This is a genomic window from Myxococcus sp. AM009 (genome assembly GCF_013372605.1).
GTDB classification, from domain to species: Bacteria; Myxococcota; Myxococcia; order Myxococcales; family Myxococcaceae; genus Myxococcus; species Myxococcus vastator.
In genome coordinates, this window is the sequence record NZ_JABXEP010000117.1 from 1 (window position 1) to 26,449 (window position 26,449).

The window sequence follows — 26,449 nt, forward strand, 5'->3', positions numbered from 1 at the left end:
GCGCTCGCGCTCGCGGGGGGGCTGGGCGAGCGGATTGTGCGCACGCGCATCGACATGGAGGCGGCGCTGTTCCTGCTGTCCTTGTTCGTGATGGTGGGCGCGGTGGGGCGCAGCGGCCTGTTCGCCGACGCCGCCGGCTGGTTGCAGGCGCTGCCGATTTCACCGCTGGCGCAGCTGTGCGTGTTCTTCGTCGCCGCCGGGCTCCTCACCGGCGTCTTCTCCGCCGGCCCCAGCATGGCCGCGCTGCTGGAGGTGGCCGAGCGCCTGGCACAGCAGCATTCTCCGGAGGCGGTCTACATCGGGCTGGCCTTGTCGGTGTGCGCCGGCAGCTCGCTGTTCCTGACCGCTGCCACCTCCGGACCGCTGGCCCAGGCGCTCACCGAACGCGCGGCGCTGAGAGACCCGGAGGGGAACCTCATCCGCTTCGGGTTCGCCGAGTTCCTTCCGGCCGGGCTGCTGAGCTTCGCCGTCATCCAGACCGTGGCGATCGCGTGGGGCCTGTTGTCCGCTTGAGCCGCGCGGCGCCATCCACGTCCTTGGCGACGACAACTGCATGGGGCGCTCCGTATCCCTCGTGCTGGAGATGATTCAGGACCACAAGGACGCGGCGGCCTGACCTCACTTCCGTGACGGCGGGAGACAGGCCAGCGGCAGGGCCCACAGCTCGTCTCCCGTCACGGTGTCGTCCCCTGCGAAGTACACCCGTGAGCCCGAACGGGTGAAGCCGCCCGGGTAGGAGGACAGCGGGCCCGGCACGAGCTCCGCGACGCGCACCGTGCCGGCCTCCGTCCCGTCGCTGCGCCACGCCTCGCGGCCCGTGTCCGCCTGGAAGGCGGTGAAGAACAGCCAGTCGCCCACCGCCGTCATGTCCTGGGGGTCCGAGCTCTCGGGGCCCGGGACGATGTCCTTCACCCTCCGCGTCCCCGAGGCCGTCCCCTGGGTCCGCCACAGCTCGACGTCCACGCCGTCTGCGCCGCCACGGAAGAAGACCTGGCCGCCCGCCGCCACCAGCGAGAAGGGAACCGGCGACACCGTCCCGACGCGCACGGTGCCCGCCGCCGTCCCATTGCTCTTCCAGAGCTCGGGCGTGGGGCCCGTGCTCGTGGCGGTGAAGTACACGGTGTCGCCCAGGCCCACGAAGCCCTCCGGGTACGAGCCTTCGTCGCCAGGGACGATGTCCTTCACCAGCCGCGTCCCCGCGGATGTCCCATCCGTGACGAACAGCTCGCGGCCACCGAATTCGGTGGTGAAGGCGGCGAAGTAGACCTTGTCACCCACCGCGGTCAGGAAGATGGGATTGGCGCTGCCGGGCCCCGGGACGAGGTCCGCGAGCCGGTAGGTGCCCGCGCGCGTCCCGTTGCTCCGCCACAGCTCGGAGCCCGTCTCCGGGTCATACGCGGTGAAGATGACGAGACGTCCCAGCGCCACGAGGTCCCAGGGAGCGACTCCCTCTTTCACACGCGTCGTGCCGCCCCGCGTGCCATCGCTCTTCCACAGATCCGCGTCGTAGCTGGCATTCACGGCGACGTAGAAGAGCTTCCCGTCCGCCACCGTCAGGCTGCGCGGCGCCGAGCCTTGGGGGCCCGGGACATTGTCCTCCACGAGACGCGTTCCGGCCGCGGTGCCGTCGCTCTTCCACAGCTCGCGGCCGTGCACACCGTCGTCGGCGGAGAAGTAGAGCAGCCCGCCCACGGGCGTCAGCTCCTGAGGGTCCGAGCCGGCGAGTCCGGGGGCGATGTCATCCACGCGCCGAGTGCCCCCCCGCGTGCCGTCGCTCCGCCACAGCTCGGTGCCGATGCGGCCGTCATTCGCGGTGAAGTAGAGCGTGCCCCGCCAGTCCACCAGGTTTTCCGGCGTCGAGTCCTCGATGCAGGCGGCGATGTCCCTGACGAGCACGGGCCCCTTGCAGCTCGAATGGAAGTCCGTCACCTCGGGCGTCCCGGATTCGTCGTCCATGGGCGACCCTTCCTCGGAGTCGACGGACGTACAGGCCAGCCCGGACACGGCGAGCAGCATCACCGCCATGAGCGGCCACCTCCCGCGCCGCCCGCTCAACGCGCTCAACGCGAGCACGGGCAGCCCCAGGATGGCGGCCCAGGGGCCGAGGCCGCCGGCCCCCGTCTCGTGAAGGCCCAGACTCCCCGCTTGGGTGCCGCAGTCGCCCAGCGAGGCCAGCGGCAAGGACCACAGCTCCCCACCGATGTTGTCGTCAAAGGCCAGGAAGAAGACGGACTCGCCGGAGGCGGTGAAGCCTCGGGGATCCGACATGCGAGGCCCCCCCGTCACGGTGCGCATGCGGTAGGTGCCGTCCTCCGAGCCATCGCTCCGCCAGAGCTCGTCACGGCCCTTCGCGTCGCGGGCGGCGAAGAGGAGCGTCCCGTCCACGGCCACCGGCAGGAACGGAACCGAGCTGGCCGCGCCAGGGTTGATGTCCTTGACGAGCACCGTGCCCCCGAGTGACCCATCGCTCTTCCACAGTTCGACGCCGTGAATGCCGTCGTCCGCGTTGAAGACAAGGCTCCCTTCCAGGGTCGTGCGGAAACGCGAAGGGTCGATGTCGGGGTACGAATCCTCGGGGCCCGGGAAGACGTCCTTGAGCAGGAACGTCCCCGACTCCGTCCCGTCACTCACCCAGGGTTCTTCGCCCGTCGCTGGCGTGCGGGCGAAGAAGAAGAGGCGCCCTCCCGTCGTGATGAGTGCCCAGGGGCTCGAGCTCTCCGTGCCGGGAACGATGTCCTCGACGAGCATCGTCCCCTCGGGCGTCCCATCGCTGCTCCACAGCTCGCGGCCGTGCAGCGCCTCCTCCGCGACGAAGTACAGCGTGTCCCCCACCGCCGTCAGCCAGAACGGTGAGCTGCCCTCCGAACCTTCGGCGATGTCCCTGACGATCACCGTGCCTTCGGCCGTTCCGTCGCTCCTCCACAGCTCGGAGCCATGCGTGCCGTCATCGGCGGAGAAGTACAGCGTGTCCCCCAGGTGGGCGAAGGAAGAAAGAGTCGAGCCCTCCGGCCCCGGAGCGATGTCCGCCACCAGGACGGTGCCCTGCTCCGTGCCATCGCTCTTCCACAGCTCGAAGCCGTGGATGTCGTCCAACGCGGAGAAGAACAACGTGTCGCCCACGACGCGCAGGTTCCTGGGGAACCCGCCCCCCTCACCGGGCTGGATGTCCTTGACGAGGACCGTGCCCCCCTCCGTGCCGTCGCTCCGCCACAGCTCATCGCCGTGCACGCCGTCGTTGGCCATGAAGTAGATCGCGCCGCCCATCACGACCAGCGGCCGGAAGGAAATGAACAGCTCGTCATCGAAGTCGCGGAACGCGTCCTCTGGACCGGGGTAGATATCCTTCACTCGCACCGTGCCGGAGGCCGTGCCGTCGCTCCGCCACAACTCGCGGCCGTGAAGCGGGTCCGTGGCGGTGAAGAACAGCGTGCCGCCCAGGTCCACGAAGGCGCCGGGCAAGCTCGAGCTCCGTCCGAAGCGGATGTCCTTGACGGGCAGGGCCGGAGCGCACCGCGGCGTCGGGCAGATGGGCACCGGGTGCCGGCGCTCAATGGATTGCCGTGCGTCCGCCGCAGTGCCACGTCCAGCACAAAGACAGACAACAAAAAACGCCAGCAGTCTCCACTTCGACCATCGGAACATCGCGCCCTCCTAGGGGCTTGTGAAGACTTTCAGCCATGGAGCGCTGGAATCTGGGAATGACGTGGAGGACGACAATCCCCCCTCTGCGGGCAGTGCGAGCGCTCCCCGCCGACACCCCTTTCAATCGGAGTCCACGTCGTCCGCCGTGGTTCGACTGGCGCCACCCCGCACCGTGGTGAGCAGCAGGGCGGCGGCGACGTAAACCGGGCGGATCCTGGTGCGCGACGCGAAGGTTCCCCTGCCCGGGGACGACTCCGAGGAGGCGCTCCATCAGGACCGCCTCCTCCACTTGAGCCGGATGGCCGAGAAATTCTTCATCGAGCACCGCGCGCCCCGTAGCGGCATCGCCGCGCAAGTCCCTGGGCGAGCGCTGAGCGGGGCAAACTCCACGCGAAAGCGTCCCGTGTAGACTTCACGGGACGGTGCGGTTCACATGATTTGGGGAAACAGATGGCGGACGTGGGCTCGAACGATCTGGTGAAGGTGGTGTCCCTGCTAGGCGCGGCGGTGGTCGCGGTGCCCGTGTTCAAGCGACTGGGGCTCGGTTCGGTGCTGGGATACCTCGCCGCGGGGCTGGCGATCGGGCCGTTCGGGATGGGCTGGTTCTCCGACCCCCAGGCGGTCCTGCACGTCGCCGAGCTGGGCGTGGTGATGTTCCTCTTCGTCATCGGCCTGGAGATGCGCCCCTCGCACCTGTGGAGCCTGCGTCGGCAGATCTTCGGCCTGGGCACGCTGCAGATCGCCGCCTGCACCGCGGCGCTGACCGGCGTCGGCCTGCTGTTCGGCGATGAGCCGGTGGTCGCATTCATCGGGGCAATGGGCTTCGTGCTGACCTCCACCGCCATCGTCATGCAGCTGCTGGGCGAACGCGGCGACATCGCCCTGCCCCACGGACAGAAGATCGTCTCGGTGCTGCTGTTCGAGGATCTGCTGATCGTGCCGCTGCTGGTGCTGGTGGCGCTGCTCGCGCCGGGCGAGCCCAGCAGCGAGGCTTCGCGCTGGACCTCGATAGGCATTGCCACTGGCGTGCTGGTCACGCTCCTCGCCGCGGGCATCTGGCTGCTCAATCCGCTGTTCCGCCTGCTCGCCGCGGCGCGGGCGCGCGAGGTGATGACCGCCGCCGCGCTGCTCGTCGTGCTGGGGTCGGCGCTGCTGATGCAACTGGGCGGTCTGTCGATGGCGATGGGCGCGTTCCTCGCCGGCGTGCTGCTGTCGGAGTCGACGTTCCGCCACCAGCTCGAAGCCGATGTCGAACCGTTCCGCGGCCTGCTGCTCGGCCTGTTCTTCCTCGGCGTGGGCATGGCGCTGGACCTGTCGGTGGTGCGCGACAACTGGGCGCTGATCCTCGGCGCGGTGCTGGCGATGATGCTGGTCAAGGCGCTGTGCATCTACGCCGTCGCGCGGCTGACCGACTCCAGCCATCACGAAGCGCTCGATCGCGCCACGCTGATGGCGCAGGGCGGCGAATTCGCCTTCGTGCTGTACGCCACCGCCGCCGCCAGCGGCGTGATCGCCGCCGCGCAGAACGCCCACCTCACCGCCATCGTCGTGCTGTCGATGGCGCTGACGCCCGTGGTCGTGCTCGCGGTGCGTCCGTGGCTCAAGCGCCAGGAAGAAAAGATCGACGATCTGGACATCGCCGAAGGCCTGTCGGGCAGCGTGCTGATGATCGGCTTCGGCCGCTTCGGCCAGGTCGCGAGCCAGTCGCTGCTCGCGCGCGGCGTGGACGTGACAATCATCGACAACGACGTGGAGATGATCCGAAGCGCCGGCACGTTCGGTTTCAAGATCTACTACGGCGACGGCACGCGCCTGGACGTGCTGCGCGCATCGGGCGCGGACAGCGCGCAGGTGATCGCCGTGTGCGTCGACAACAAGGAGGCCGCCAACCGCATCGTCGAGCTGGTGAAGTCCGAGTTCGTCCAGGCGAAGCTGCTCGTGCGCTCCTTCGATCGCGAACATTCCCTGCAACTGCTCAACGCCGGCGTCGACATGCAGGTGCGCGAGACCTTCGAATCGGCGATCAAGTTCGGCCAGCACGCGCTGTGCCAACTGGGCGTTCCGCAGGAAGACGCACTGGAGATCGTCGAGGCGGTGCGCCGCCGCGATGCGGAACGCGTGCAGTTGGAGCTGGCCGGGGGACTCACCGCGGGCGCGCGCCTGCTGATCGGCAACATCGCCCCGAGCCCGACGCCGACGCCGTTCACGCCTCCGCGCAAGGCCGCCACGCCGCTCACCCCGGAGACGGCCGAAGCGACCCAGGGCAGGAACGAGTAGGCGCGAGGCGCAGGGGCGCGGCGCCATCGCTGCTGGCGATCGCGCCGTACCAGGCCCTGTCGAGGGGGAGGACGGCAAGCGCACCTGCGCGCCACCACAGGGTGCCCAGGCAGGTCTGAGCCCGCTTTGCCGGGACTGCTTGCTATCCCCCCTGCCATCCGTGCCAGTCTGGCCGGATGAACCGCGTCCTCCTGCTGGCCGGACTCTTGAGCCTCGTTGCGTGCAAGGGCTCCGTCGAGCCAAACACCGACACCGGAGGCCCTGGCAACCCCGGTGAGCCCGGGGGGAACCTGGGCGCCGCGTGCGTGGTGCAGTCGGTGCTCGCCGAGCGCTGCGCCAGTTGTCACGGCGCGCTGCCGACCCAGGGGGCGACGATGCCGCTGCGCACCCTGCACGACATGCGGGTGAGTTCGGCGATGGATGGGAGGCTCAGCAACGCCCAGCGCGCGCTCATCCGCATGCGCGACGACGCGTCTCCAATGCCGCCAGCCTCGCATGAGCGCGCGAGCGCAGCCGAGCTCGCCGCGCTCGAGACCTGGATCGGCGAGGGGATGCCCCTCTGTAGCGGCACGGGTGGCCCGGACGTGACCGTGGTGCCCGAGCCCAACCTGCTCGATCAGTCCGCGCTCTTCAGTTGCACCGAAGGCGTGCGCTCGGATGCGCCGACGCGCATCCGCCGCTTGAACCGGCGCGAGTTCACCCGCAACGTCGGTGGCTCGGTCGAGCGCAGTTGGACCGGGTTCAGCTTCTACGACAACCCGCTCGATCCCAGCGCCATCGAGCAGTACAGCTCCTGGGCCACGGACGAGACGCTGGACGAGGCCACGGTGGAGCTCTTCCTGCCGGTGGTCGGCGCGGCCGCCTCGCCGTGGACGATGAACTACCCGGACGGCAACCGGATGGAGCGTGTCTTCACCGACAGACGCTTCCGCTGCATGTTCGACGACGCGAACCCGAGCGACACCTGCAAGCGCTTCCACCTTGGCCAGATGCTCGAGTTCGGCATCTTCTTCCGCCCGCCCACCGAGGATGAGCTCACGCGCCTCACCGACTTCGCGACCACGGTCATCGCGCAGGAGCCGAGCCACTCCCCACGAAACCGCGCGGACTCCATCACGCGGATCTCCAACGCCGCGTGGATGATGACCGGCGCCATGTTCCGCCGCGAGATGGGCGCCGAGCCGGCCGACGGTCGCGTGGAGCTGACCAGCCTGGAGCTGGGCTCCCAGCTGGCCTACGCGCTGGCGGGGCGCGCGCCCTCGGCGACGCCGAGCTTCGTGTGGCCGCACTACTCCGCGCCCCTCGAGGGGCATCTGGCGGACGTGGCGACCGCCGCGAAGGATGGCTCGCTCAAGCAGGATGCGACGACCACCGCGCTGATCGAGAAGTACCTGGGCGGCGTCGACGCCCACCAGAACGGGACACCGCGCTTCGATCTGGTGCAGGACTACAACGAGGAGCAGCGCTCCAAGCGCGGGCAGTACTGGCTGGGTGACGGCGTCGCGGGCTTCTTCCGCGAGTGGCTCGGCTACGCGCACGTGGCCGCGGTGTTCAAGGAGTCCCCGGCGGCGACCTCGCGCTTCGAGCTCGAGGGGCTCGGCTACATCAGCTCGGTCTCGTACGACAACCTGCTCACCAACTTCCATCCGCTGGAGCCGACCTTCATCCAGCAGTTCGACGACATGATCGCGCGAGTGGTCGTCGAGGATCAGGACGTGCTGGCGAACCTGCTCACCACGCGCACCTTCTACGTGCCCTCCATGCAGCAGGCGGCGTACGACTCGCACAAGGGCCTCTCGCACCCCTACAACGTCAGCGAGATTCTCCCGGCGACCGTCGCGGGCCGCTGGAAGACGCTGCCCGCCACCGAGCGCGCGGGCGTGCTGACCCACCCGGTGTGGCTGGCCGCGCACGGCGGAAACTTCGAGGACGATCCGTCCATCGTCCACCGCGGCAAGTGGGTGCGCGAGAACCTCCTGTGCGGCTTCGTCCCACCGCTCAGCAGCGTGCAGGTGGCAGCCCAGGTCGGCGCTCATGCCGCCGACAAGAACGCGCGCCGCCGCCTGCAGGAGGCGACGGCCGGGTCGCAGTGTCAGGGCTGTCACCGCCTGATGGAGCCGCTCGGCCTGCCCTTCGAGATCTACAACCACGCGGGCTTCCTGCGCGCGCGGGATCACTCGCCCAGCGGAGGCTGGACCACGCCGGACGGGAGCTCGACGCTCACGTCGATGCCGGACCCCGGGCTGGACGGCCCGGTGCGCGACGCGGTGGAGTTGAGCGAGCGCCTGGCGACCTCGCGGCACGTGAAGCGCTGCTTCATGCGGCAGGCCTTCCGCTACTTCATGGGCCGCCCGGAGAACCCGAGCGACGCCTGTACGCTGACGCGGATGGAGCAGGCCTATGATGAGAACAACGGCTCGTTCTCCAAGATGTTGACCACGCTGATGACCAGCGACACCTGGAAGACGCGGCGTGTGCCGCAGGCTGGAGAGTGACCGCCATGTTCTCGCGACGAACCGTCCTGCAGGGCATGGCCGCCGGCCTCTTCGCGCCCTACTTCCGCGACGTCTACGCCCAGTCGCCAGCGCTGCCGGCGCGCCTGGTGCTGGTCCTCGAGTGCAATGGCGTCTACCCCCGCGCGCTCCTGAGCGCGGGCACCCGCGCGGCGCTGGGGGGGCGCGCCAACACCTCCGACCGCCTCTTCTGGGACGCGTACAAGGACACGCCGCTGGTGCGTGAGGGCGACAACCTCGCCAGCGCGATCAGCCTCGGGCCCCTGGCGGCGTCTTCCGGCAACATCGACCTGGTGAACCGCTCCGCCGTGCTGCTGGGGCTCTCGAACCTCATCGCGGGTGGCGGGCACTCCAGCGGGACGGGCGGGCTGAGCTGCGCGGTGAACGGCGCGGGCGCGACCTTCGACGCGGTGATCGCACCTCGCCTGCGCCGCGGTGCACCGTTCGACGTGCTGCGCCTGGGCACCAGCTCCGCGCGCGTGTCGATCGTGTACGAGACCTGCGCGCTCGGACCCCGCAAGCCCGCGGGCATCATCGTCAACCCGTCGCTCGCGTTCGACAGCACCTTCGGCTCGCTGCTCGGCGGCTCGACGAACGGGCGCGATCGCAAGATGCTCTTCGACTTCGCGCTGGCCGACTCGCGCAAGGCGCTGGCGGAGTTCAGCGGCAACTCCAACGAGCGGCTGAAGCTGGAGCGCTACCTCTCCTCGCTCGAGTCGCTGCGCGCGCGGGAGGATCAGCTCGAAGGCATGGCGGAACGCGTGCGGCCCTACCTGCCACTGGCGCCGAAGGACAACCCGCTCATCACCGGCGCGGGCTCACCGCCCGACTCGCTGAAGTGGTTCGAGGCGCAGTTCCAGATCGCCACGGCGTCCCTCCTGGGCGGGCTGACGAACACGGTGGTGCTGGCGACGGGGACCTCGGGCTTCGACGTGGCCTACGGCCCGGACGTGGCCGACGTCCCGCGACACAGCCTGCAGCACGGCCTGGATGCGGGGCAGAACTGGGATCGCGTCGCCGAGGTCACCCGCCGTCACGTGCAACTGGTGGCGAACCTGGCGAGGACGCTGGCCGCCACGCCCGAGGTCGGCGCGAGTGGCTCGATGTTGGATCACACCGCGATCGTCTTCATGTCCGACAACGGCGAGCAGCACCACTCGACCTCGCGTGAGTGGCCGAAGCTCGTGGTGGGCGGCAACGCGCTGGGCCTGAAGACGGACGGGCGCACGGTCGTGTACCCCAAGTACGACGCGGCCCGGAACCGGCAGGTCTCGAACCTCTTCAACACGCTCGGCCACGCGTTCGGAGACGCGGACTTCAACACCTTCGGGCAGGAGGGCAGCACGCGCATCGCGCCGGGACCGCTGAGCGAGCTGTATGGCTGAGCCGTCAGCGTGGGCTGGGCGGGCTCCACGTCATGCTTGAAAGCGCCACCATCGACCAGCTCCGTACGCTCCGCGCGGTGGCCGAGGAGGGCAGCTTCTCCGCGGCGGCCCGGAAGCTCGGCCAGGGGCAGCCCGCCGTCAGTCAAGCCATGCAGCGGCTGGAGAAGCAGCTCGGCCTCCGGCTCTTCGACCGGAGCGGGCGCGTCCCGCGTCTGACGGCGAAGGGAGAAGCCGTCGTCGCGGCGGCGCAGCGACTCCACGAGGACCTCGCCTCGTTCCAGGCGGTGGTGGGCCGGCTCAAGCGCGGCGAGGAGACGAAGCTGTCGCTGGTGGTGGACGCCATGTTCCCCACCGACGCACTGCTGGACTTCGTGCGGGAGCTGGCGCGCACGCACCCGGGTGTGGAGCTGGCGCTGGAGGTGGAGCTGCTGTCCGCGGTGACGGAGCGCGTGCGCGAGCGGCGCGCGACGCTGGGCATCGCCGGCGCGGACCTGGACCTCACCGGCCTGGAGCAGCGCCCCATCGCGCTCCTCAAGATGCTCCCCGTCGCCGCGCCCTCGCATCCGCTCGCGGCGGTGAAGGGCGTCCTCACGGAGGCGCACCTCGCCTCCGCCATCCAAATCGTCCTGAGCGAGCGGCTGTCGGAGGGCAAGACGGGCACGGCGGACCGGGGCGTCATCGGCTCGCGCCTCTGGCGTGTCGCGGACCTGATGACCAAGCACGCGCTCCTCGTCGGCGGCGTCGGCTGGGGCCACGAGCCCGAGCACCTCGTCCGTGACGACCTCGCCGCCGGACGGCTGGTGGCGCTGCGACTGGCGGCCTGGGAGGGAGGTCCCCCACCCCAGCGCCCGCTCGCCCTGGTGCGCCGCAAGGGCACGCCGCTGGGCCCGGTGGCGATGTGGGCCTCGAACCGGCTCACCTCGCTGTGCCAGCTCGCGCTCGGGGGCGCGGACCATCACACGACGTGATGAAAAGCATCACGACCTGGAGCGATTTACAGACGGGGCTCGGCGCTTAGGTTTGGAGCCATGAGCACCACGACCCAAGTCAGCGTCCCCACTTCTCCTCGAGCCACTTCCCGCCCCCGCACCCTGGAGAGTGTCCATGGTGGCGGCGAGCTGCACTGGGTGGGTGACGGCTTCCGCGTCCACACCCTCGTGCCGAGCGGCGGCCTGCGCCAGGAGCGGACCAGTCCGTTCCTGCTGCTCGACTACCATCCGCCCCATGACTACCCCGCGCTGGCGAAGGGCCAGCGGGGCGTCGGCTGGCATCCGCACCGTGGCTTCGCGACGGTGACGCTCGCCTTCGAGGGGCACGTCGCGCACCGCGACAACGCGGGCCACTCCGGCGTCATCGGTCCCGGGGACGTGCAGTGGATGACGGCGGCGTCCGGCATCCTCCACGAGGAGTACCACGAGCACGACTTCTCCCGGCGCGGGGGCACGTTCCACATGCTCCAGCTCTGGGTGAACCTGCCTCGCGAGCACAAGATGTCCGCTCCGGGCTACCAGCCCCTCACGAAGGAGCAGATTCCGGTGGTCCCCGTTCAAGGAGGCGGTGAGGCCTCGGAGCACAGCCGGGTGCGCATCATCGCCGGGAGCTACGGTGACGCGAAGGGGCCCGCCAGGACCTTCACGCCCATCTCCATGCTCGACGTGAAGGTGCGCGCGGGCGAGGACTTCAACCTGTCGCTGCCGTCGAACCACAACGCCCTGGTGCTCGTCGCCAACGGCCGCGTGACGGTGGACGCGGAGCGCATCCGGAGCGGAGAGCTCGCGGTGTTCGCCAACGACGGGGAGACCCTCTCCCTCCGGGCCGACGAGGACACGCACTTCATCGTCCTCGCGGGCGAGCCCATCCGCGAGCCCATCGCTCACACCGGGCCGTTCGTGATGAACAACCACCGGGAACTCATCCAGGCCATCGACGACTTCGAGTCGGGCGCCTTCGGTGGGATTCCTGAGTAACGGGGCGCGCGGCGGCTGACATAGCGCAAGGGGTGCTGGCGCCTCCGGGACACACCGTCCCGGGGGCGTCAACGTATCGGCGGGAGAGAGGCCCTGTTGAGGGTGAGGGCTGAAGCGGAGGGGCCGAGAAGGGCCGCTGACGGGGCCTCCCGAGCGATGCTCCCGGCCGTGCCCGTGTGGGCGCTGTGTCCATGGTGCCGCCCGCGAGGCGTGGGAGCTCGCCACGGATGCCGACTTCATCTGCGACGGGTGCCTCAACGGCATCCACCTCCGCGGACTCACCACCCGGGAGGAAATCCTCGAGGTGCTCGGCGTCCCAACGTCCCTTTTGCAGTTCCTCCGCGCGGTGAGGCAGCGCGAGGCAATCGGCTCGGGTCCGTGAGCTGCTCGGCGGGCTGTGGGAAAGTGCGCGTTCGCCTGCACTCGCGTGCCATTCAATAGGCGGCGCGTCGGGTGTGTGCTTCCGGGTATGCCCGCCCTCGCTCGTAGCGTCCCACTTCGGATGTTCGGTTCCGAGCCGAAGAAATGGCCGCAGGAGCTGGATTTGCCGCCCTGCGAGTACTGCGGGGGGCCGTGGCACACGCTCGCAAGGCGATGGGGCGACCACCTTGGCAACTCCCGTGAGTTGCGTGACAACCTCCTGGCGGAGCGGGAAGCCAACGAGCATCCTTGGTACACGGGGCGCTGGTCAATCGCCGCTCACCACCTCATCTGCTCCGAGGCCATGGCGGAGGATGAGCAGTGGGCGAAGCTCTGCCGAGACTTCGGCTACGACATCAACCGGCGGGAGAATGGGGTCATGCTGCCCATGGTAATGACGGTGGCGTGCGAGCTCCATGTCCCCATCCACATCGGTCCTCATGCAGGAGGGTGGGCCTTCGACATGGACCTGGCGTACCCGAATGCTGTGAAGCTACTGCTCTCAGGGTTTGCCCGCGCCGTCGCGCGCGGGCGTTTTTGTGCCGACCCCGCCGGGCTCACGAAGGAGTTGGACAGGCTCAGTCGCACCATTCTCAGCAAGCTGGTGAGCGGCCAATGGAGCCTCACCACGGACGGACTCGATTACCTGGCCGGCGGCAACGGGTGTGCTGGTGCGTCGAGTATCCAGGACAAGCCGAGGCGCTCCTGCCCGCGCGGGCGCAAGCACAACTCGCGTCATGGGGGCACAGGGGCGCCTCTCGTTCGACGGACGCTTCAGGTGGGGGAGTAGGCGATGCAGAATGACTACTTCGTCCTGATGCGCGAGCGTTCCCAGCAGCATCCGCTGCTGACGTGGGACCAGGAGTACCTCCAATTCTTGAAGCCTTCACCGGTCAGGGTCAGCGCGCCCGTGAAGCTCAAGCTGGGGGAGCCCGTCCCCCCGCGGCCCGTCATGGTGGACCACCACAGTCTGCCATCACCCGTCGTCTCCACGCGACTGAAGGAGGCGCTCGACGCGGCCGAGCTTCCCGGTGTCCAGTTCGTCCCGGCGGACGTCCAGGCTGGTGACGCGGTGCTGCGCTACTGGTTGATGCACATGTGGCGGACCATCCCGTGCATGGACCGGCAGCGCTCCGTCTTCGAGGAGACCGAGGTGGGCCACGTCCTTCTGAGCCTCGACAAGCTCGTCCTCGACGAAGCCGTGCTCCAGGAGGTGCCGCTAGAGGAGCGGCGCGCCTTCATGCTGGAGGAGGACACCGTGCACCTCTTCCACCGGACGGTGGTGGACCGGGCGCTGTCCCTGTCGCCACCTCCGGTGGGGCTTCGCTTCATCCCCGTGACGGAGTGGGGCGCCTCGTCGGCGTTCCGCTGACGCGGCCCACCGGAGCGCAGAGCTCAACCTCAAGGCGGGACAGAGCGGCGGGCCGCTGATACGGCGGATTGAGCAGCACGTGCGCGAAGCTGCCCGCCGCGACTGCGTCACCACCCGGCGCAGGTCCCCTTGCACCAGCGACACCTCGCGCTCACAGCGGTTGAGACGGGTCCAACGTGAAGCGGTAACCCAGACAGCGTTGCAGCACCTGCACGCTGCCGCCACACATCGAATCCAGCGTCTCCCCGGGCCCCGGTTGGAGCTCAAGCGAAACACGCCGGGGAAGATTCTCCGGCGGGCCTTGGCTCAGAAGCCTCACGCAAACCCGTCAGGCTTCCCGGTCCAGGTAGAGCAGCCCCGCCGGCGGCAACGGTTCGACCCGCAGCGTGCTGGGTGGCAGCGTCGCCTGCGCCTCCATCACCGCGCGCACCTCCCACAGCGGTGGCGGGTTGAGGGCGAAGCCCGCCTGGAACATCCCCGACTCCACGCCCTGCACCAGCGACTCCAGCCCCTGCACCGGGTACACCTGCGCGTGCCCCGGCGCCTCCGGATCCTTGATGCCCAGCACGGTCCGCAGCACCAGCGCGTTGAGCAGCGCCAGGTCCAGGCTCCGCAGCGTGGGATTGCGCGGCGCTCCCTTCAGGTGCGCCAGGTCCAACCCCTGACGGAACCGGAGGATGCGGCCTCGCCCTCCCGGCAACACCAGCAGCACCGCGTGGTGCCCGCTGATGAGCGTGGCCAGACGCTCTCGCGCCACCGCCAGACCGCGCGGTGTTTTCAGCGGCTCGTCCAGCTCATAGACGCGCGCATACGCCGTCACCAGCGTGAGAAACGTCTCCTCCTTGAAGGTCTCAACGCCCTTGAGCGCCCGGTGGATGGGCAGCAGCTCCAGCCCTGGGTCGGACAGTGGCACCACGGCCGCCAGCGTCGGGCCGCGCTCATCCAGCGCCGCCAACGGGCGCATGGGCGCTTCATCCAGAACCGTCTGGAGCCGCTTCGACACGGGCGAAGGTTCGATGCGCCGCAGCGACAGCGTGTTCTGCCCGTAGCGCCCTTCCCACACGACGATGGCGCGCTCGGAGGCCTCCGCGAGCAGGCCGCGCAGCACGCCATGGTCATCCGCCGTCAGGGTGACGGCGGGCTCCGCTTCCCAGGCCCTGGGCCGGTACGGGTCATGCTCCAGCGAGGCACCCGCATCCGGGTTCAAGGCACACAGGAGGAAGCGCACCGGTGGGCCGCCGAGCTTGCCAGCGGGCCCCTGCACCTCCACCAGGTACATGGCGGGGCGTGAGTCCCTCAGCAGCGCGCCCGAGTCCCGCAGGCGCCGCAGCTCCGCCGTGGGGTTGGCCGCCTCCATCAGCGGCCGGACGTGGGACGGCTGAGGGACCGCGTTGCCACGCGGCACGTAGCTGCTGGGCTCCAGCGAGGGCTGCAGCGAGGCGAGGAGGGCCGAGAATGGATTGACGCGCGCCATGTCGGGGGGAAGGTGGTGCCTCCTGCCCCGCCGTGCCATGGCGCTCGCCAGGTTGCCTCAGGCCGCGTCTACCACCAGACGTTCGTGTACGGCCGGTCCTTCTCTGAGCGGCCGGCCATCTTCAGGGCGGAGCGGTCCACGCTCTCCTCCCACAGCAGGCTCACCGTGGTGATGGCACCCGCTGAACCGAGGAACGACAGGACGTACGGCGTGGACTGATCGAACCCGCCCAGCACCAGGCCGGAGAGGAGCAGCACCACCGCGCCCACGCCGCCACCGAAGATGTTGGCTCGGACGATTTGAGACGGCGTCGGGTTGTAGCGCATGGTGGCCAACGCCAGCGCACCCGCGCCGATGCCCGGCGCCAGCAACAGCGTGTCCCGCCACGTCTTGCCAGACACGGGCGTCCCGGAGAAGTGGACGATGGCCAATAGCAGCGACGCATAGGCCGCACCCCAGCCCGCGCCGGACGAAATCAGCAAGCCGTCATTGAGCGGGAGCTGTCCGCCGCCAAGGCCCGCCGTGAGCCACGCGCCCAGCTCCGCGCCGAGGAAGGCGGACCACGTCAGGATGCCCGCGTCCTGCGTGAAGAGGTCCATCAGGCCCGCGGTGAACATGCCGCCCACCACCGAGTTGGCGATGCCGAAGGTGGCCATGGGGCGGTCCACCCAGTTGTTGAACTGCCACCACGACGAGGCCCCGAAGCCCAGACCCGCGCCGATGAGCGTGCCCGCGAGCATCGCCTCACGCGAGCTCTTGTCGAAGTTGAAGTCGCTGGCGAACGCCTGCGTGAAGAAGCCCCCCAGCGCACCCAGCGTCGTGTGGTGCACGATGAAGCTGAAGCTGCCCGGGCCGGAGAGGAATGGCCCCTGGCGCGGCCTGCCGTCCAGCATCACCCCGGTGTCTTCAACGGGAGGCACGCCCCGCTTCGCCATGGCCTGGTCGTCCGGCGTCAGCGGCGACTGCGGCTTCGTCCGCAGCGAGTCCGGATCCGGAGGCAGCGTGGGCGCGTCGCTCGCCGTCGAGGAGTCGTCCGGAGCGCGAGCCGGGTCCTGCGTATCCGACGGGGGATAGGCGTTCTGCGCCGGGGGATAGCCTTGCGGCGGCGGCTGCGCATACGGGTCCGCGGGCTGCTGCGTCTGCGGCGGCTGCGCATACGGGTCCGCGGGCTGCTGCGTCTGCGGCGGCTGCGCATACGGGTCCACCGGCTGCGCGGACGACGGCGGCTGCGCATACGGATCCGCCGAGGGCTGCTGCGGCTGCGCATACGGGTCCACCGGCTGCGCGGAGGACGGCGGCTGTGCATACGGGTCCACCGGCTGCGCGGACGCCGGCGGCGGCGCATACGGGTCCGCCGGCTGCTGCGGCTCCGTCTGGCGATACGTGGGCTGCGGAGGCGCCGTGTAACCCGCGGGGGCAGACGGTGGCTGCGCGGACCCCGGGGATGGATAGGTTCCGCCAGCCTGCGCCTTCGCGGGCTCCGGAAGGACCAGCGCGAGAGCGAGGGCGGTGATGGGGAGACAGCTCCAGCTTCTCATTGATGACACGCAAGGACTCCTTCGGTCCGGCCGGGCGGCAGAAAACCACAACCTGTCCTCGGGTGCCGGAAATTGGAGTCCCCTCCGACCTTCCCTGTCCCCTCGTTCACAGCCACGCACTTCTTTTCTTCCGCGACGCGAATGCGGCTCGCGTATCAGTGTGGCCCCATGCCTGAAGGCTTCTCGTGGTCCGAACTCGGCGTCGACTCAGCGCGCGTGCAGGTGGTGAAGGACCTCCCCCTCCCCTCCGGCCGCCGCGACTTCGTCCTCTATTGGTGCATGGTCAACCACCGCGCCGAGCAGAACCACGCGCTGGATGCCGCCATCGCCCTGGGCAACCACCTGGGCCTGCCCGTCGTCGTCTATCAGGCCATCCGGCCGGACTACCCCTACGCCTCGGACCGGCTCCACGCCTGGGCCCTGGAGGGGATGATGGACATGGCCGCGGGCTGCGCCGCGCGCGGGCTGCCCTACTGGCTGGAGCTGCCCCGGACCGCGAAGGAGCACCGTCCCCGGCTGGCCTCGCTCGGTCGGCGCGCCGCCGCCATCGTGTCGGACCTGTTCCCCACGTTCATCATCCCGGGCCACCTGCGCGGCGCCGCCAAGGCCCTGGACGTGCCGCTGTTCGCCGTGGATGCGTCCTGCGTGGTGCCCATGCAGCGCATCGCCACGCGGCAGGTTGGCGCCTATACCCTGCGGCCCAAGCTGAAGAAGCTGTGGCCGGAGTACCTGGACCTCGCCGTGCCCAACCGCGCGGTGAAGGCCGCCGCGGCCGGACGCAAGCTGGCGCCGGACTTCGCCACCTCGGACGCACGCGAGGCCCGCGAGTCCCTGGACGCCTTCGACTTCGACCACTCGGTGGCGCCCGTCGCGGAGCGCGGAGGACGCAAGGCGGGCCTCAAGGCGCTCCAGGCCTTCGTGAACCAACGCCTGGAGGGCTATGCCGCCGGCCGGAGCGACCCGGGCCTGGCGCAGCAGTCCAACCTGTCCCCCTTCTTCCACTGGGGCAACCTCTTCGCCGGCGAGGCCGCGCGCGCCGCCATCCGCGCTCGCGGCGCTCAAGACGCTTCGGTGCAGGGCTTCCTGGAGGAGCTGCTCGTCCGCCGCGAGCTGGGCTTCAACTACTGCTTCCACACCCCGGGGCCGCAGCAGCTCTCCGTGGACTCCCTGCCGCCGTGGGCGAAGGAGACGCTCACCCACCACCAGGAGGACGCGCGCGAGCACCGCTATTCGTTGAAGCAGTTGGAGACAGCGCGGACCGCGGACGGCCTGTGGAACGCGGCCCAGCGCGAGCTGGTGGAGCGTGGCCGCATCCACAACTACCTGCGCATGCTGTGGGGAAAGAAGATCCTGGAGTGGACTCCCGCCCCCAAGGAAGCGCTGAAACGCATCGCGTTCCTCAACGACAAGTACGCGGTGGACGGCAGGGACCCCGCGAGCGTCGCCAACTTCATGTGGGTGCTGGGACTGCATGACCGCCCCTTCCAGGAGCGGAAGGTGCTGGGCAAGGTGCGCCCCATGAGCTCCCCGCGCACGGCGGCCAAGTACAACCTGGCACCCTACCTGGCGCGCTGGGGCCGCCCGGAGGACCCACCGGTGAAGCTCAAGCGCGTCCGCAAGACGGCAGGCCCGTGAGCAAGCCTGTTGACATCCGCGCGCCCAAAAGTGACACGGCGGTTCCATTCCCGCGCGGGCACGGCTAAACGCTCGAAGCGGGACACCGAGACTTGGAGCCAGCCATGGGAATGATGAAGTTCGATATCCCCCACTCCCTCCCCAAGGAGGAGGTCAAGCAGCGCGTCGAACAGTTGCTCCAGTACTGGGGCGGCAAGTACGGCGTGAAGGCGGACTGGCAGGGGGAAGGCGCGAAAATCGTCGGCAAGGTGATGGGCATCCAGATGGACGCCTCGTTCGTCATCACCGACAAGGCCGTCGAGGGTGAAGGCACCGACCCTGGCATGCTGCTGCGTGGCCAGGCCAAGAGCTACCTGCAGAAGAAGTTCGGCTCGGTGCTCGACCCGAGCAAGAGCCTGGACCAGGTGAAGAGCAGCCTGGACTGACGTGAAGCCCGGGACGCGGCCCCTGCCTCAGCGCAGGGGCTGCTCCTCCAGCGCGGCCAGGGCGTAGCGCGCCGCGCGAGAGATGGCATCCGCCGAGTCCGGCATCTCCGGGTAGTGCCCCGCCAGGGGCCGCTGCGGAAAGCGGAGCTGGGCAATGGCGTTGCGGTAGCTGCGGCGCGCCGCCTCATGGTCCTGCGTGCGCTCGTGCACCTGCGCCAGGAGGTAGTGGCCAATGGCCAGCGTGGGCTCCAGGAACAGGGCCTTGCCCAGCTCGGAGCGCGCCTCGCTCAACTCCCCTGCCTGCAACGCGGCGACCCCACCGAACACCCGCGCCTCCACGCACAGCGGCTCGCGCTGAATGGCCTGCGCGAAGGCCTCGCGCGCCTCGGGGATGCGGCCGGTGAGGGAGAACAGGTTGCCCAGCGTCAGCAGCCCGTCCAAATCACTGGGCTCGTCCGCGAGCAGCCGCTGCACGCCGGCGATGGCCGCCGAGAAATCCCCCTGCGCCATCTTCCGCACCGCCATGGCCAGCCGCTCCGCCGGAGGCAGCAGCGTGGGCCAGGCGGGCACCTCCACGGTGGGCGCGCGCGGCGAGGAGTCCACCGCAGGAAGCTCGGTGGTGATGCGCGGACGGGCGGAGTCCACACTCCCCACCGTGGGCAGCTCCGAGGTGACCCGCGCGCGCGCGGCGATGGCCGGCAGCGGCGAGTGAGGCGACACCGCGGGCAGCCGCCCCGGCACCACGGAGCGCGGACTGGAGGAGGCCCCCACCGCCGGCAGCGTCACGCTGGGTGCGCCAGGCGCCGCCACCGCGGGCAGCCGCGTCGTCAACGGGACGTCCTCGGGCTGCATCCGCTTGCGCACGGAGACGTCGGGCTCGCCGGGGTACGGGGTGATGCGCAGCGGCGGCACCCGCATGCTCTTGTCGTTCAGCGGGCGGCGGTACACGAACGCCCCTTCGACTTCGATCATCTCGAAGCGGTCGTAGACCTTGAAGAGGCTCTCCGAGTACCCCAGGAACAACAAGCCGCCTGGCCGCAGCGCGGCGAGGAAGCGGTCCATCAACCCGCGGATGGTGGGCAGGTCGAAGTAGATGATGACGTTGCGGCAGAGGATGAGGTCCAGCGACGACAGGGCCACCTTGTCGAAGACGGGGACGGCCAGGTTCTGCCCGTCGAAGCGGATGTAATCACGCAGCGCGGGCAGCGCCTCGTAGCCCTCTTCCACCGGCTTGAAGAAGCGCGTCAGCCGGTCCTGGTTGATGCTGATGGCCCGCCGCGAGGTGAAGCGCCCCTGCTTCGCGGCCTCCACCGCGGCCAGGTTGAGGTCGGTGGCCCACAGGTCCACCTCCAGCGACAGCGCGCCCAGCTCCGCCAGCACCATGGCCAGGCTGTAGGGCTCCTCACCCGTCGCGCAGCCCGCGGACCAGATGGACACCTTGCGCATCTCCCGCCGCGAACGGGACACCAGCTCCGGCAGCACGCGCTTCTCCAGCGCGCGGAACTGCTTCCCGTCGCGGAAGAACTCCGTGTGCCCCACCGTCACCAGCGGCAACAGCGAGCGCAGCTCCTCTTCGCCGCCCGGGCCCGTCAGGCGCTGGATGTAGTGCTCGGGCTCGTCCAGGCCCAGCACGGGCATGCGCGCGGACAGCGCCAGCCGGAGGCTGTGGAAGCCATCCGGCGTGATTTTCAGCCCCGCGCGCTCCAGCAGCAGCGCGGCGAGTTGTTGCAAGACTCTCTGGCTCGCCGTCAACACACGTCCACCCACTGCATCAGCGCCGCGCCAATCCTGCTCAGTGGCAGCACTTCGTGCGCCGCGCCCATCAACACCGCCTCGCGCGGCATGCCCCAGACGACGCTCGACGCTTCGTCCTGGGCAATGGTCCGGCCGCCGCGCTCTCGTATCTCCTTCAACCCTCGCGCCCCGTCGCGCCCCATGCCCGTCAGGATGACCCCGATACAGCGCGGGCCAAACGACTCCCCCGCGGAGGTCAGCAGCATGTCACAGGACGGCCGGAAACCGCGAAGCGCGGGGCCCGCGTCCAGCTCCAACCTGCCCTCCGGTCTGACCAGGAGGTGACTGCCAGACGGAGCGATGTACACCGCCCCCGGCTCCATGACCACGTCATGTTCGGCCTCGAGCACGCGCAGCGCCGTTTCATTGGCCAGCCAGTGCGCCAGCCCTTCCGTGAAGCCGTCGCTGATGTGCTGGCAGTAGGCGATGGGCGCCGGAAAGGCGCGCGGAATCATCCGCAGCACCTGCGCCACCGCCTTGGGCCCGCCCAGGGACGCGGCGATGGCCACCAGCGGAAACGGCGGCGGCGGCTTCGTGTCGCGCGCTGTCTGCGGAGGCGCCCGCGTGTGCACCTGGCGCACCGCCTTCACCTGCGCCAGCAGCACCAGCCTGCGCGACACGTGCGCCCAGAACTCGGGCCCGGGATTCGCCGGACGCTCCAGCACGTCCAGCGCGCCCGCCACCATCGCCTGGAAGGCCTCCTGGCCGGACAACACCCCGGGGTGCAGCGCCAGCACCGGCACCGGCCGCTCCACCATGACGTGCTCGATGGCGGGCAGCGCGTCCAGCGCGCTCAGGTCCACCAGCACCACGTCCGGGAAGTGCCGCTGCACGGCCACCAGGGCGCCGGCGAAGTCCACCTCCGCCGGCCCCACGGGCACCAGGGACTCCCCATCGAACAGGCCCCGGGCCGCGAGCGCACGCAGCCCCTTGCCCACCATGAGCACCCGAAACGCCATTCCTGCGACCGCCGCGCCACCGCCCAAGCCTGGCTCCTCAGGTCAGCCGGTCGATGGCCTGCGCGAGAACCTCCACGCCCAGCTCACCCTTGACGAGGTACGCGTCCGCGCCCGCATCCAACCCGCGCCGCTTGTCCTCGGGAGAGGCGAGCGACGACAGGATGATGACCGGAATGCGGGCCACCGCGGGCGTCGACTTGAGCCGCCGCGCCAGCGAGAACCCGTCCAGCCTGGGCATCTGCACGTCCGTGAGGATGAGGTCGTAGGTGTTGTTCTGCACCTTCACGTAGGCCTCTTCGCCGTCCTGGGCTTCCTCCACCGAGTGCCCCAGCGCCTTCACCAGCGCCCCTTCCGTGGCGCGGGCAATGGGCGAGTCATCCACCAGCAGCACCCGGAGGCGCTTGGCGGCGGGGGCCTGGGTGACGGGGCGGGCCATGCGGCGCACCTCCGCCATGATGTCCGGGACGTGGAGCAGCACGGCGATGCGGCCGTCCTCCAGCGCCGCGGTGCCGGCGATGAAGGGCGCGCCCTTGAGGAACTCGCCGCCGCAGGGCTTCACGGCCACCTCGCGCTCATCCACGAAGCCGTCCACCACCAGCGCCGCGTGGTCCTCGCCGTGACGCACCACCACCGCGGGCGGCTTGTCGAAGCGGTTGCCGCCGTTGAGGCCGAGCAGCGGCCCCAGCGCCACCAGCGCCGTGGGCTTGCCACGGTGCCGCACGGCCAGCGTGCCGAAGATCTCCAGCCGGTCATCCGGCTTGACGCGCATGACGGCTTCCACGTCCGCGGCGGGCATGCCGTAGACGTCGTCGCCCAGGCGCACCAGCAGCACCTTCATCAACGCCAGTGACTGCGGCAGGCGCAGGGTGATGGTGGTGCCACGGCCGATGCGGCTGTTCACGCCCACCGAGCCGCCCAGCATCTCCACCTTGCGCTTCACCACGTCCATGCCCACGCCACGGCCAGACAGCTCGCTGACCTGGTCGCGGGTGGAGAAGCCGGGGCGGAAGATGAGCTCGATGGCCTCGCGCTCCGACAGCGCCGCGGCCTGCACGGCGTTGATGAGCCGCTTGGAGATGGCCGCCTGGCGCAGCCGCTCCGGGTCGATGCCGCGGCCGTCGTCCTCCACCTCGATGTGGAGCATGTCGCCGTCCACGCGCACGCGGACGCGGATGCGGCCGTTGAGCGGCTTGCCCAGCTGCTGGCGCGTGTCCGGGGACTCCACGCCGTGGTCCACCGAGTTGCGCAGCAGGTGCACCAGCGCGTCGCGCACGTCACCCAGCATGGACCGGTCCACGCCGATGTCGGCGTTCTCGATGACCAGGTCCACTTCCTTGCCCTGCGTGCGCGACATCTCGCGAACGGCGCGCGGGAAGGCGTCGAACACGGTGGCCAGCGGCACCAGCCGGGCCTCGGCCACGTGGTCCGCCATCTTCGCCAGGTTGCCGTGCAGCGTGTTGATGCCGTCGTCGTTGCGGCGCACGAAGCGGAACGCGTCGTCGCGCAGCATGTGGAGGTCGCTCTCCACGCGGTCCAGCTGCTCGCGCACCTCGTTCGAGATGTCGACCACTTCCGCCAGCCGGAGGAAGCGGTCCCCCAGGCGGCTGAAGCGCTCGAACAACGCCTCCGTCTCCGAGCTGCGCAGCCGGCCACGGGCGCTCTCCACCAGCAGGTCGCCCGCGAGCAACCCCAGTGAGTCGAGCACCTCCACGTTGACGCGGATGCTCCGGTCGGCCACCGCGGACTTCGCGGCGCTCGGGGCCTCCTCGTCACGGCCGTGCGCCCCGGCCGCCGGCTGCGCGGAGGCAGCGGCGTGCGCCACCGATTCGGCCCCGGGGGCACGAGGCGGGGACGCGGCCACCGGAGCCTGCACGGGCGGCGCGGCGACGGCCGCCGGTGCCACCCCGGGCGCGGCGACAGGCGGCGGCGCGGGAGGAGGCGCGGCGGGCCGCGCGCCAGCGATGGCCGGCGGCGTCTGACCGGAGACCTCCGCGAGCATGCGGACCATCTCCTCGCTGGCCGGGTTGCCCGTGTTGGCGCCGGACAGGTCTTCATTGAGATCGGACAGGACGTCGCACGCCCTGAGCAGGACGTCGGTGGCCACCTCGGTGGCCGTCTTGCCCTCGCGCTCGGCGCGCAGCACGTCCTCGGCGGCGTGCGCCAACTGCCCGATGGCGGCCAGACCCAACATGCGGGCCTCGCCCTTCATCGTGTGCAGCTCGCGCGCGACGTCCTCCGCGGCCTGGTCCGCGGTCTCCTTCTCCAGGTCCAACACCCCCAGTTGAATCTTCTGGAGTCGGTCGGCGGTGACCTCCTGGAACTTCTTCAGGAGGGATTTCTTGAGAGCCTCGGTGTCCATGGCCAACGTACGCCCCTCCCCTTCCAGGAAGCGCTAGTCGGCCTTGAACCGCTTGATGAGCTCGGCCAGCCGTCCGGCCAACTGCGTGAGCTCCGCGGCCGCGCCCGTCGCCTGCTTCGAGGCCTGCGTCGTCTGGCGCGTGACGTCCTCGATCTCCGCCATGGAGGCCACCACCTGCTCGGTGGCCGTGCGCTGCTGCTGCGTGGCCAGGTTGATGACGCGGGCCGCGTCGCTCGTCTCCTGGACGCCAGCGAGGATGCCTTCCACGGCCTGCGCGGCCACCGCGCCCAGCTTCTCACCGGACTCCGTGGCGGCCTTGGACGCCTCGGCGGCGCCGGCCGCGGCGGCCGTGGCCTCGCGAATCTCGGTGATGAGGTTCTTGATCTCCTTGGTGGAGTCCAGGACGTTCTCCGCCAGGCGCCGCATCTCCGCCGCGACGATGGAGAAGCCCTTGCCGGCCTCACCCGCGCGGCTGCCTTCCAGCGCCGCGTTCAGCGCCAGCAGGTCGGAGCGGTCCGCGATCTCGTCGATGACCTCCACCACCGTGCCGATGCGCTCCACGCGCTTGGACAGCTTCGCGATGGAGTCCGCCACCGCGACGCCGTCGCTGCGGATCTGCTGCATGGCCTGGATGAACTCACCAATGGCGCCCCGGCCCGCGCGCGCCGCGCCCAGCGTCTCCTCCGCCACGCGCGCCACGCTGCCCGCGTTCTCCGCGATCTGCGCCGACGCGTGCTTCAGCTCCTCCATGGTGGCGGTCGTCTCGTGGATGGCCGCCGCCTGCTCCGTGGAGGACGTCTCATGCTGCGTGGAGGCCGCCAGCACCTGGTTGGCGGACGAGGACAGCCTCAGGGCCGCCTCGTTGATCTCCCGCACGAACGTGCGCAGCGTCTCAATGACCTTGCCGAAGCCCTCCAGCAGGGGCCCCAGCTGGGGGTCTTCCGTGGTGGTGTTCCACCGGGACAGGTCGCCCTCGCGCACCAGGCCGATGAGCGCGTCCAGCGCCTGGTCAATCTCCTGCGCCGCCACGTGCTTGCGGTGCTCGGAGGCCGCGAACTGGTCCAGCACCTGGTTGAGCAGGTGCGCCAGCTCCGCGCTGGACTCCCCGACCAGCTCCTTGGGCACGCGGGCCTGGAGGTTGCCGGACAGCACCGTCAGCAGCGTGTCGGTGATGGCCTTGGTGGATGGCGGGGTCGACGCCGCGTTCGTGGCGCCGGCCTTGGAGGCGGGTGCCTTCCGGGCGCGAGCCTTGCCTGCGGGCTTCTCGTTGGGGGTGTCCAGGGACATGTGTCTCAGTGCCTTCCTTGAGTCCTTGCGGTTTCGACCAGATCGATGAGCAACACGGTGCGGGCCTCTTCCAGGCACACACCGACTGCGTAGGCTGCGGCGCCGGCCGTGGGGGGCATCCGGCGCAAGGAATTGACGGGGATGGAGCGCACGCCGTGCACGGCGTCCACCTTGAGGTGGGCTTCACCCTCCGGGGTGTCGAAGACGATGGCGCGACCGCCGCGGTGGAGCAGGCCCAGCTCCGGCAGCGTGAGGTCCTCCGGCAGCGCGCGGTCGATGCGCAGCACCTGGGACGCATCCGTGCCGTAGAGCGTGACGCCGATGTCGAAGAAGAGCAGGTCCACCTCTTCCTCCTTCTCATGGAGGGCGTCGTCGTTCACCGCGCCACCGCCCGCTGCCGCGCCGTCTGGAGCAGCTTGGAGAAGTTGAGGAGGTTGATGGCCTCCTGGTTGCCGCTGGCCTGCACCACGCCCAGCAGGTGCTCGGCCGCGGCGTCCCCCCCCAGGGGCGGCGGGAGGATCTCCGCCACGGGAATGCGGCGCAGCCCCAGCACCGTGTCCGCGACGACGCCGGCCACGTAGCTGCCCGTGACGCCGACGAACAGGCGGGTGCGCGGGCCGATGCGGGCCTCTCCCTTGGAGAGGAAGCGCAGCAGGTCCAGCACCGGGAGCACCTCGCCCCGGTGGCCGGTGACGCCCATGATGAAGGACGGGGTCCGGGGCAAGGGCGTGAGCAGACCGGCCCGAAGCACTTCGAGCACGTTCTCACTGGGCACGCCCAGGCGCAGGTCGCCCACGCGGAAGCAGAAGAACTCCTGCTCCGGCCGGGCCTGGGCGGCCAAGGCGCGGTCCGGAGCCATCCGGAGTGCTCGCTGGAGGGGAGTCGAGGTCGTGGTCAAGGCGCCAAAGTATCCGGAGGCGGCGAATAGCGGTCAAGAGGACCCGACGGACAGCCCGCCTGGTCGCCGTTTCGATGGTCCGCGCTGCACCAAAGGTGTAGGGTTCCACCGCGAAGCCCTTGAGGAGGACGATGTCGCGCGTACTGGTCATTGATGACAGCCCGATGCTGGTGGAGCTCACCGTCCGGGCGCTCACCGCCGCCGGCTACCAGGCGAGCGGCGCGCAGGACCTTGCCAGCCTCGAGCAGAAGCTCGCCGAGGGGCCGTTCTCGCTCATCCTCATGGACGTCAACATGCCGGAGATGTTCGGCGATGACGTCGTGGAGTACCTCCGCCGGCAGAAGAAGGTCACCGCGAAGCTGGTCCTCTATTCCGACATCTCCGAGGCGGAGCTGGACGGGAAGACCCGGGCCTCGGGGGCGGACGGCTACATCCTGAAGAGCGGCGGGCTCGAAGCCGTGCTCGGCGGGGTCATGGGTCTGATTGGCCCCCCCGCCCTGGGCA

19 protein-coding genes and 1 pseudogene are annotated in these 26,449 nt (G+C 70.0%); 11 read left to right on the forward strand and 9 right to left on the reverse strand.

What is annotated here, in order from left to right:
- Positions 1–513 (forward strand): annotated as a pseudogene (locus HV824_RS25175) (permease); the annotation flags it as partial.
- A gap of 105 nt (positions 514–618) precedes the next feature.
- Here the strand turns inward: HV824_RS25175 and HV824_RS25180 are convergent.
- Positions 619–3,459 (reverse strand): ELWxxDGT repeat protein, encoded by a 2,841-nt coding sequence (locus HV824_RS25180; RefSeq protein ID WP_176424428.1) that lies wholly within the window; start codon positions 3,457–3,459, stop codon positions 619–621.
- Between the two features lie 633 nt (positions 3,460–4,092).
- Here HV824_RS25180 and HV824_RS25185 point away from each other — a divergent pair.
- The 7 genes from HV824_RS25185 to HV824_RS25215 all read left to right on the forward strand — a co-directional run bounded on the left by HV824_RS25185 (position 4,093) and on the right by HV824_RS25215 (position 13,576).
- Positions 4,093–5,919: a monovalent cation:proton antiporter-2 (CPA2) family protein gene (locus tag HV824_RS25185; RefSeq protein ID WP_176424429.1), complete on the forward strand. Its 1,827-nt coding sequence runs from the start codon at positions 4,093–4,095 to the stop codon at positions 5,917–5,919.
- Positions 5,920–6,095: 176 nt separating this feature from the next.
- Positions 6,096–8,414 (forward strand): DUF1588 domain-containing protein, encoded by a 2,319-nt coding sequence (locus HV824_RS25190; protein WP_176420590.1) that lies wholly within the window; start codon positions 6,096–6,098, stop codon positions 8,412–8,414.
- 5 nt (positions 8,415–8,419) lie between these two features.
- A complete protein-coding gene (locus HV824_RS25195) occupies positions 8,420–9,817 on the forward strand; it encodes a DUF1552 domain-containing protein (protein ID WP_176420589.1) in 1,398 nt (465 codons plus the stop codon).
- 32 nt (positions 9,818–9,849) lie between these two features.
- Entirely contained in the window at positions 9,850–10,785 is a 936-nt protein-coding gene (locus HV824_RS25200) for a LysR family transcriptional regulator (protein WP_176424430.1), read from the forward strand.
- A gap of 60 nt (positions 10,786–10,845) precedes the next feature.
- Positions 10,846–11,784, forward strand: a complete 939-nt coding sequence (locus HV824_RS25205) for a pirin family protein (RefSeq protein WP_176420587.1) — start codon at positions 10,846–10,848, stop codon at positions 11,782–11,784.
- A 502-nt stretch (positions 11,785–12,286) separates the two neighbouring features.
- The gene (locus tag HV824_RS25210; protein WP_255208328.1) at positions 12,287–12,994 is read left to right on the forward strand and encodes an AHH domain-containing protein; all 708 of its coding nucleotides are present in this window, start codon (positions 12,287–12,289) and stop codon (positions 12,992–12,994) included.
- A 3-nt stretch (positions 12,995–12,997) separates the two neighbouring features.
- Positions 12,998–13,576 carry a DUF1629 domain-containing protein gene (locus HV824_RS25215; protein WP_176424431.1) on the forward strand — a complete coding sequence of 193 codons (579 nt, stop codon included), beginning with the start codon at positions 12,998–13,000 and terminating at the stop codon, positions 13,574–13,576.
- A gap of 328 nt (positions 13,577–13,904) precedes the next feature.
- Here HV824_RS25215 and HV824_RS25220 read toward each other — a convergent pair whose 3' ends face one another.
- Positions 13,905–15,050 (reverse strand): DUF1015 family protein, encoded by a 1,146-nt coding sequence (locus HV824_RS25220; protein ID WP_176424436.1) that lies wholly within the window; start codon positions 15,048–15,050, stop codon positions 13,905–13,907.
- Between the two features lie 68 nt (positions 15,051–15,118).
- Positions 15,119–16,588 (reverse strand): hypothetical protein, encoded by a 1,470-nt coding sequence (locus tag HV824_RS25225; RefSeq protein ID WP_176424437.1) that lies wholly within the window; start codon positions 16,586–16,588, stop codon positions 15,119–15,121.
- 168 nt (positions 16,589–16,756) lie between these two features.
- Between HV824_RS25225 and phrB the strand changes: the two genes are divergently transcribed.
- Both phrB and HV824_RS25235 read left to right on the forward strand, forming a co-directional pair.
- Positions 16,757–18,223, forward strand: coding sequence for a deoxyribodipyrimidine photo-lyase (gene phrB / locus HV824_RS25230; protein WP_176424432.1), 1,467 nt, complete (start codon positions 16,757–16,759; stop codon positions 18,221–18,223).
- Between the two features lie 104 nt (positions 18,224–18,327).
- Positions 18,328–18,648, forward strand: coding sequence for a polyhydroxyalkanoic acid system family protein (locus tag HV824_RS25235; RefSeq protein WP_140863501.1), 321 nt, complete (start codon positions 18,328–18,330; stop codon positions 18,646–18,648).
- 27 nt (positions 18,649–18,675) lie between these two features.
- Here HV824_RS25235 and HV824_RS25240 read toward each other — a convergent pair whose 3' ends face one another.
- Genes HV824_RS25240 through HV824_RS25265 form a run of 6 tightly spaced genes read right to left on the reverse strand, consistent with a single transcriptional unit; the run spans position 18,676 to position 25,906 of the window.
- Complete coding sequence (locus HV824_RS25240) at positions 18,676–20,403, reverse strand: CheR family methyltransferase (RefSeq protein ID WP_176424433.1); 1,728 nt, start codon at positions 20,401–20,403, stop codon at positions 18,676–18,678.
- Positions 20,397–21,401 carry a chemotaxis protein CheB gene (locus HV824_RS25245; RefSeq protein WP_176420582.1) on the reverse strand — a complete coding sequence of 335 codons (1,005 nt, stop codon included), beginning with the start codon at positions 21,399–21,401 and terminating at the stop codon, positions 20,397–20,399. Before HV824_RS25245 ends, HV824_RS25240 begins: the two co-directional genes overlap by 7 nt.
- Before the next feature lie 37 nt (positions 21,402–21,438).
- On the reverse strand, positions 21,439–23,760 hold the full coding sequence (locus tag HV824_RS25250) for a hybrid sensor histidine kinase/response regulator (protein WP_176424434.1): 2,322 nt from the start codon (positions 23,758–23,760) through the stop codon (positions 21,439–21,441).
- A 33-nt stretch (positions 23,761–23,793) separates the two neighbouring features.
- Positions 23,794–25,047, reverse strand: coding sequence for a methyl-accepting chemotaxis protein (locus HV824_RS25255; protein ID WP_176420580.1), 1,254 nt, complete (start codon positions 25,045–25,047; stop codon positions 23,794–23,796).
- A gap of 5 nt (positions 25,048–25,052) precedes the next feature.
- On the reverse strand, positions 25,053–25,427 hold the full coding sequence (locus tag HV824_RS25260; protein ID WP_176420579.1) for a Frizzy aggregation protein FrzB: 375 nt from the start codon (positions 25,425–25,427) through the stop codon (positions 25,053–25,055).
- Positions 25,424–25,906 (reverse strand): chemotaxis protein CheW, encoded by a 483-nt coding sequence (locus HV824_RS25265; RefSeq protein ID WP_176420578.1) that lies wholly within the window; start codon positions 25,904–25,906, stop codon positions 25,424–25,426. The genes HV824_RS25260 and HV824_RS25265 overlap by 4 nt, the downstream gene beginning before the upstream one ends.
- A 170-nt stretch (positions 25,907–26,076) precedes the next feature.
- Here HV824_RS25265 and HV824_RS25270 point away from each other — a divergent pair.
- On the forward strand, positions 26,077–26,449 hold a 373-nt coding region (locus HV824_RS25270; RefSeq protein ID WP_176424435.1), incomplete at its 3' end, for a response regulator.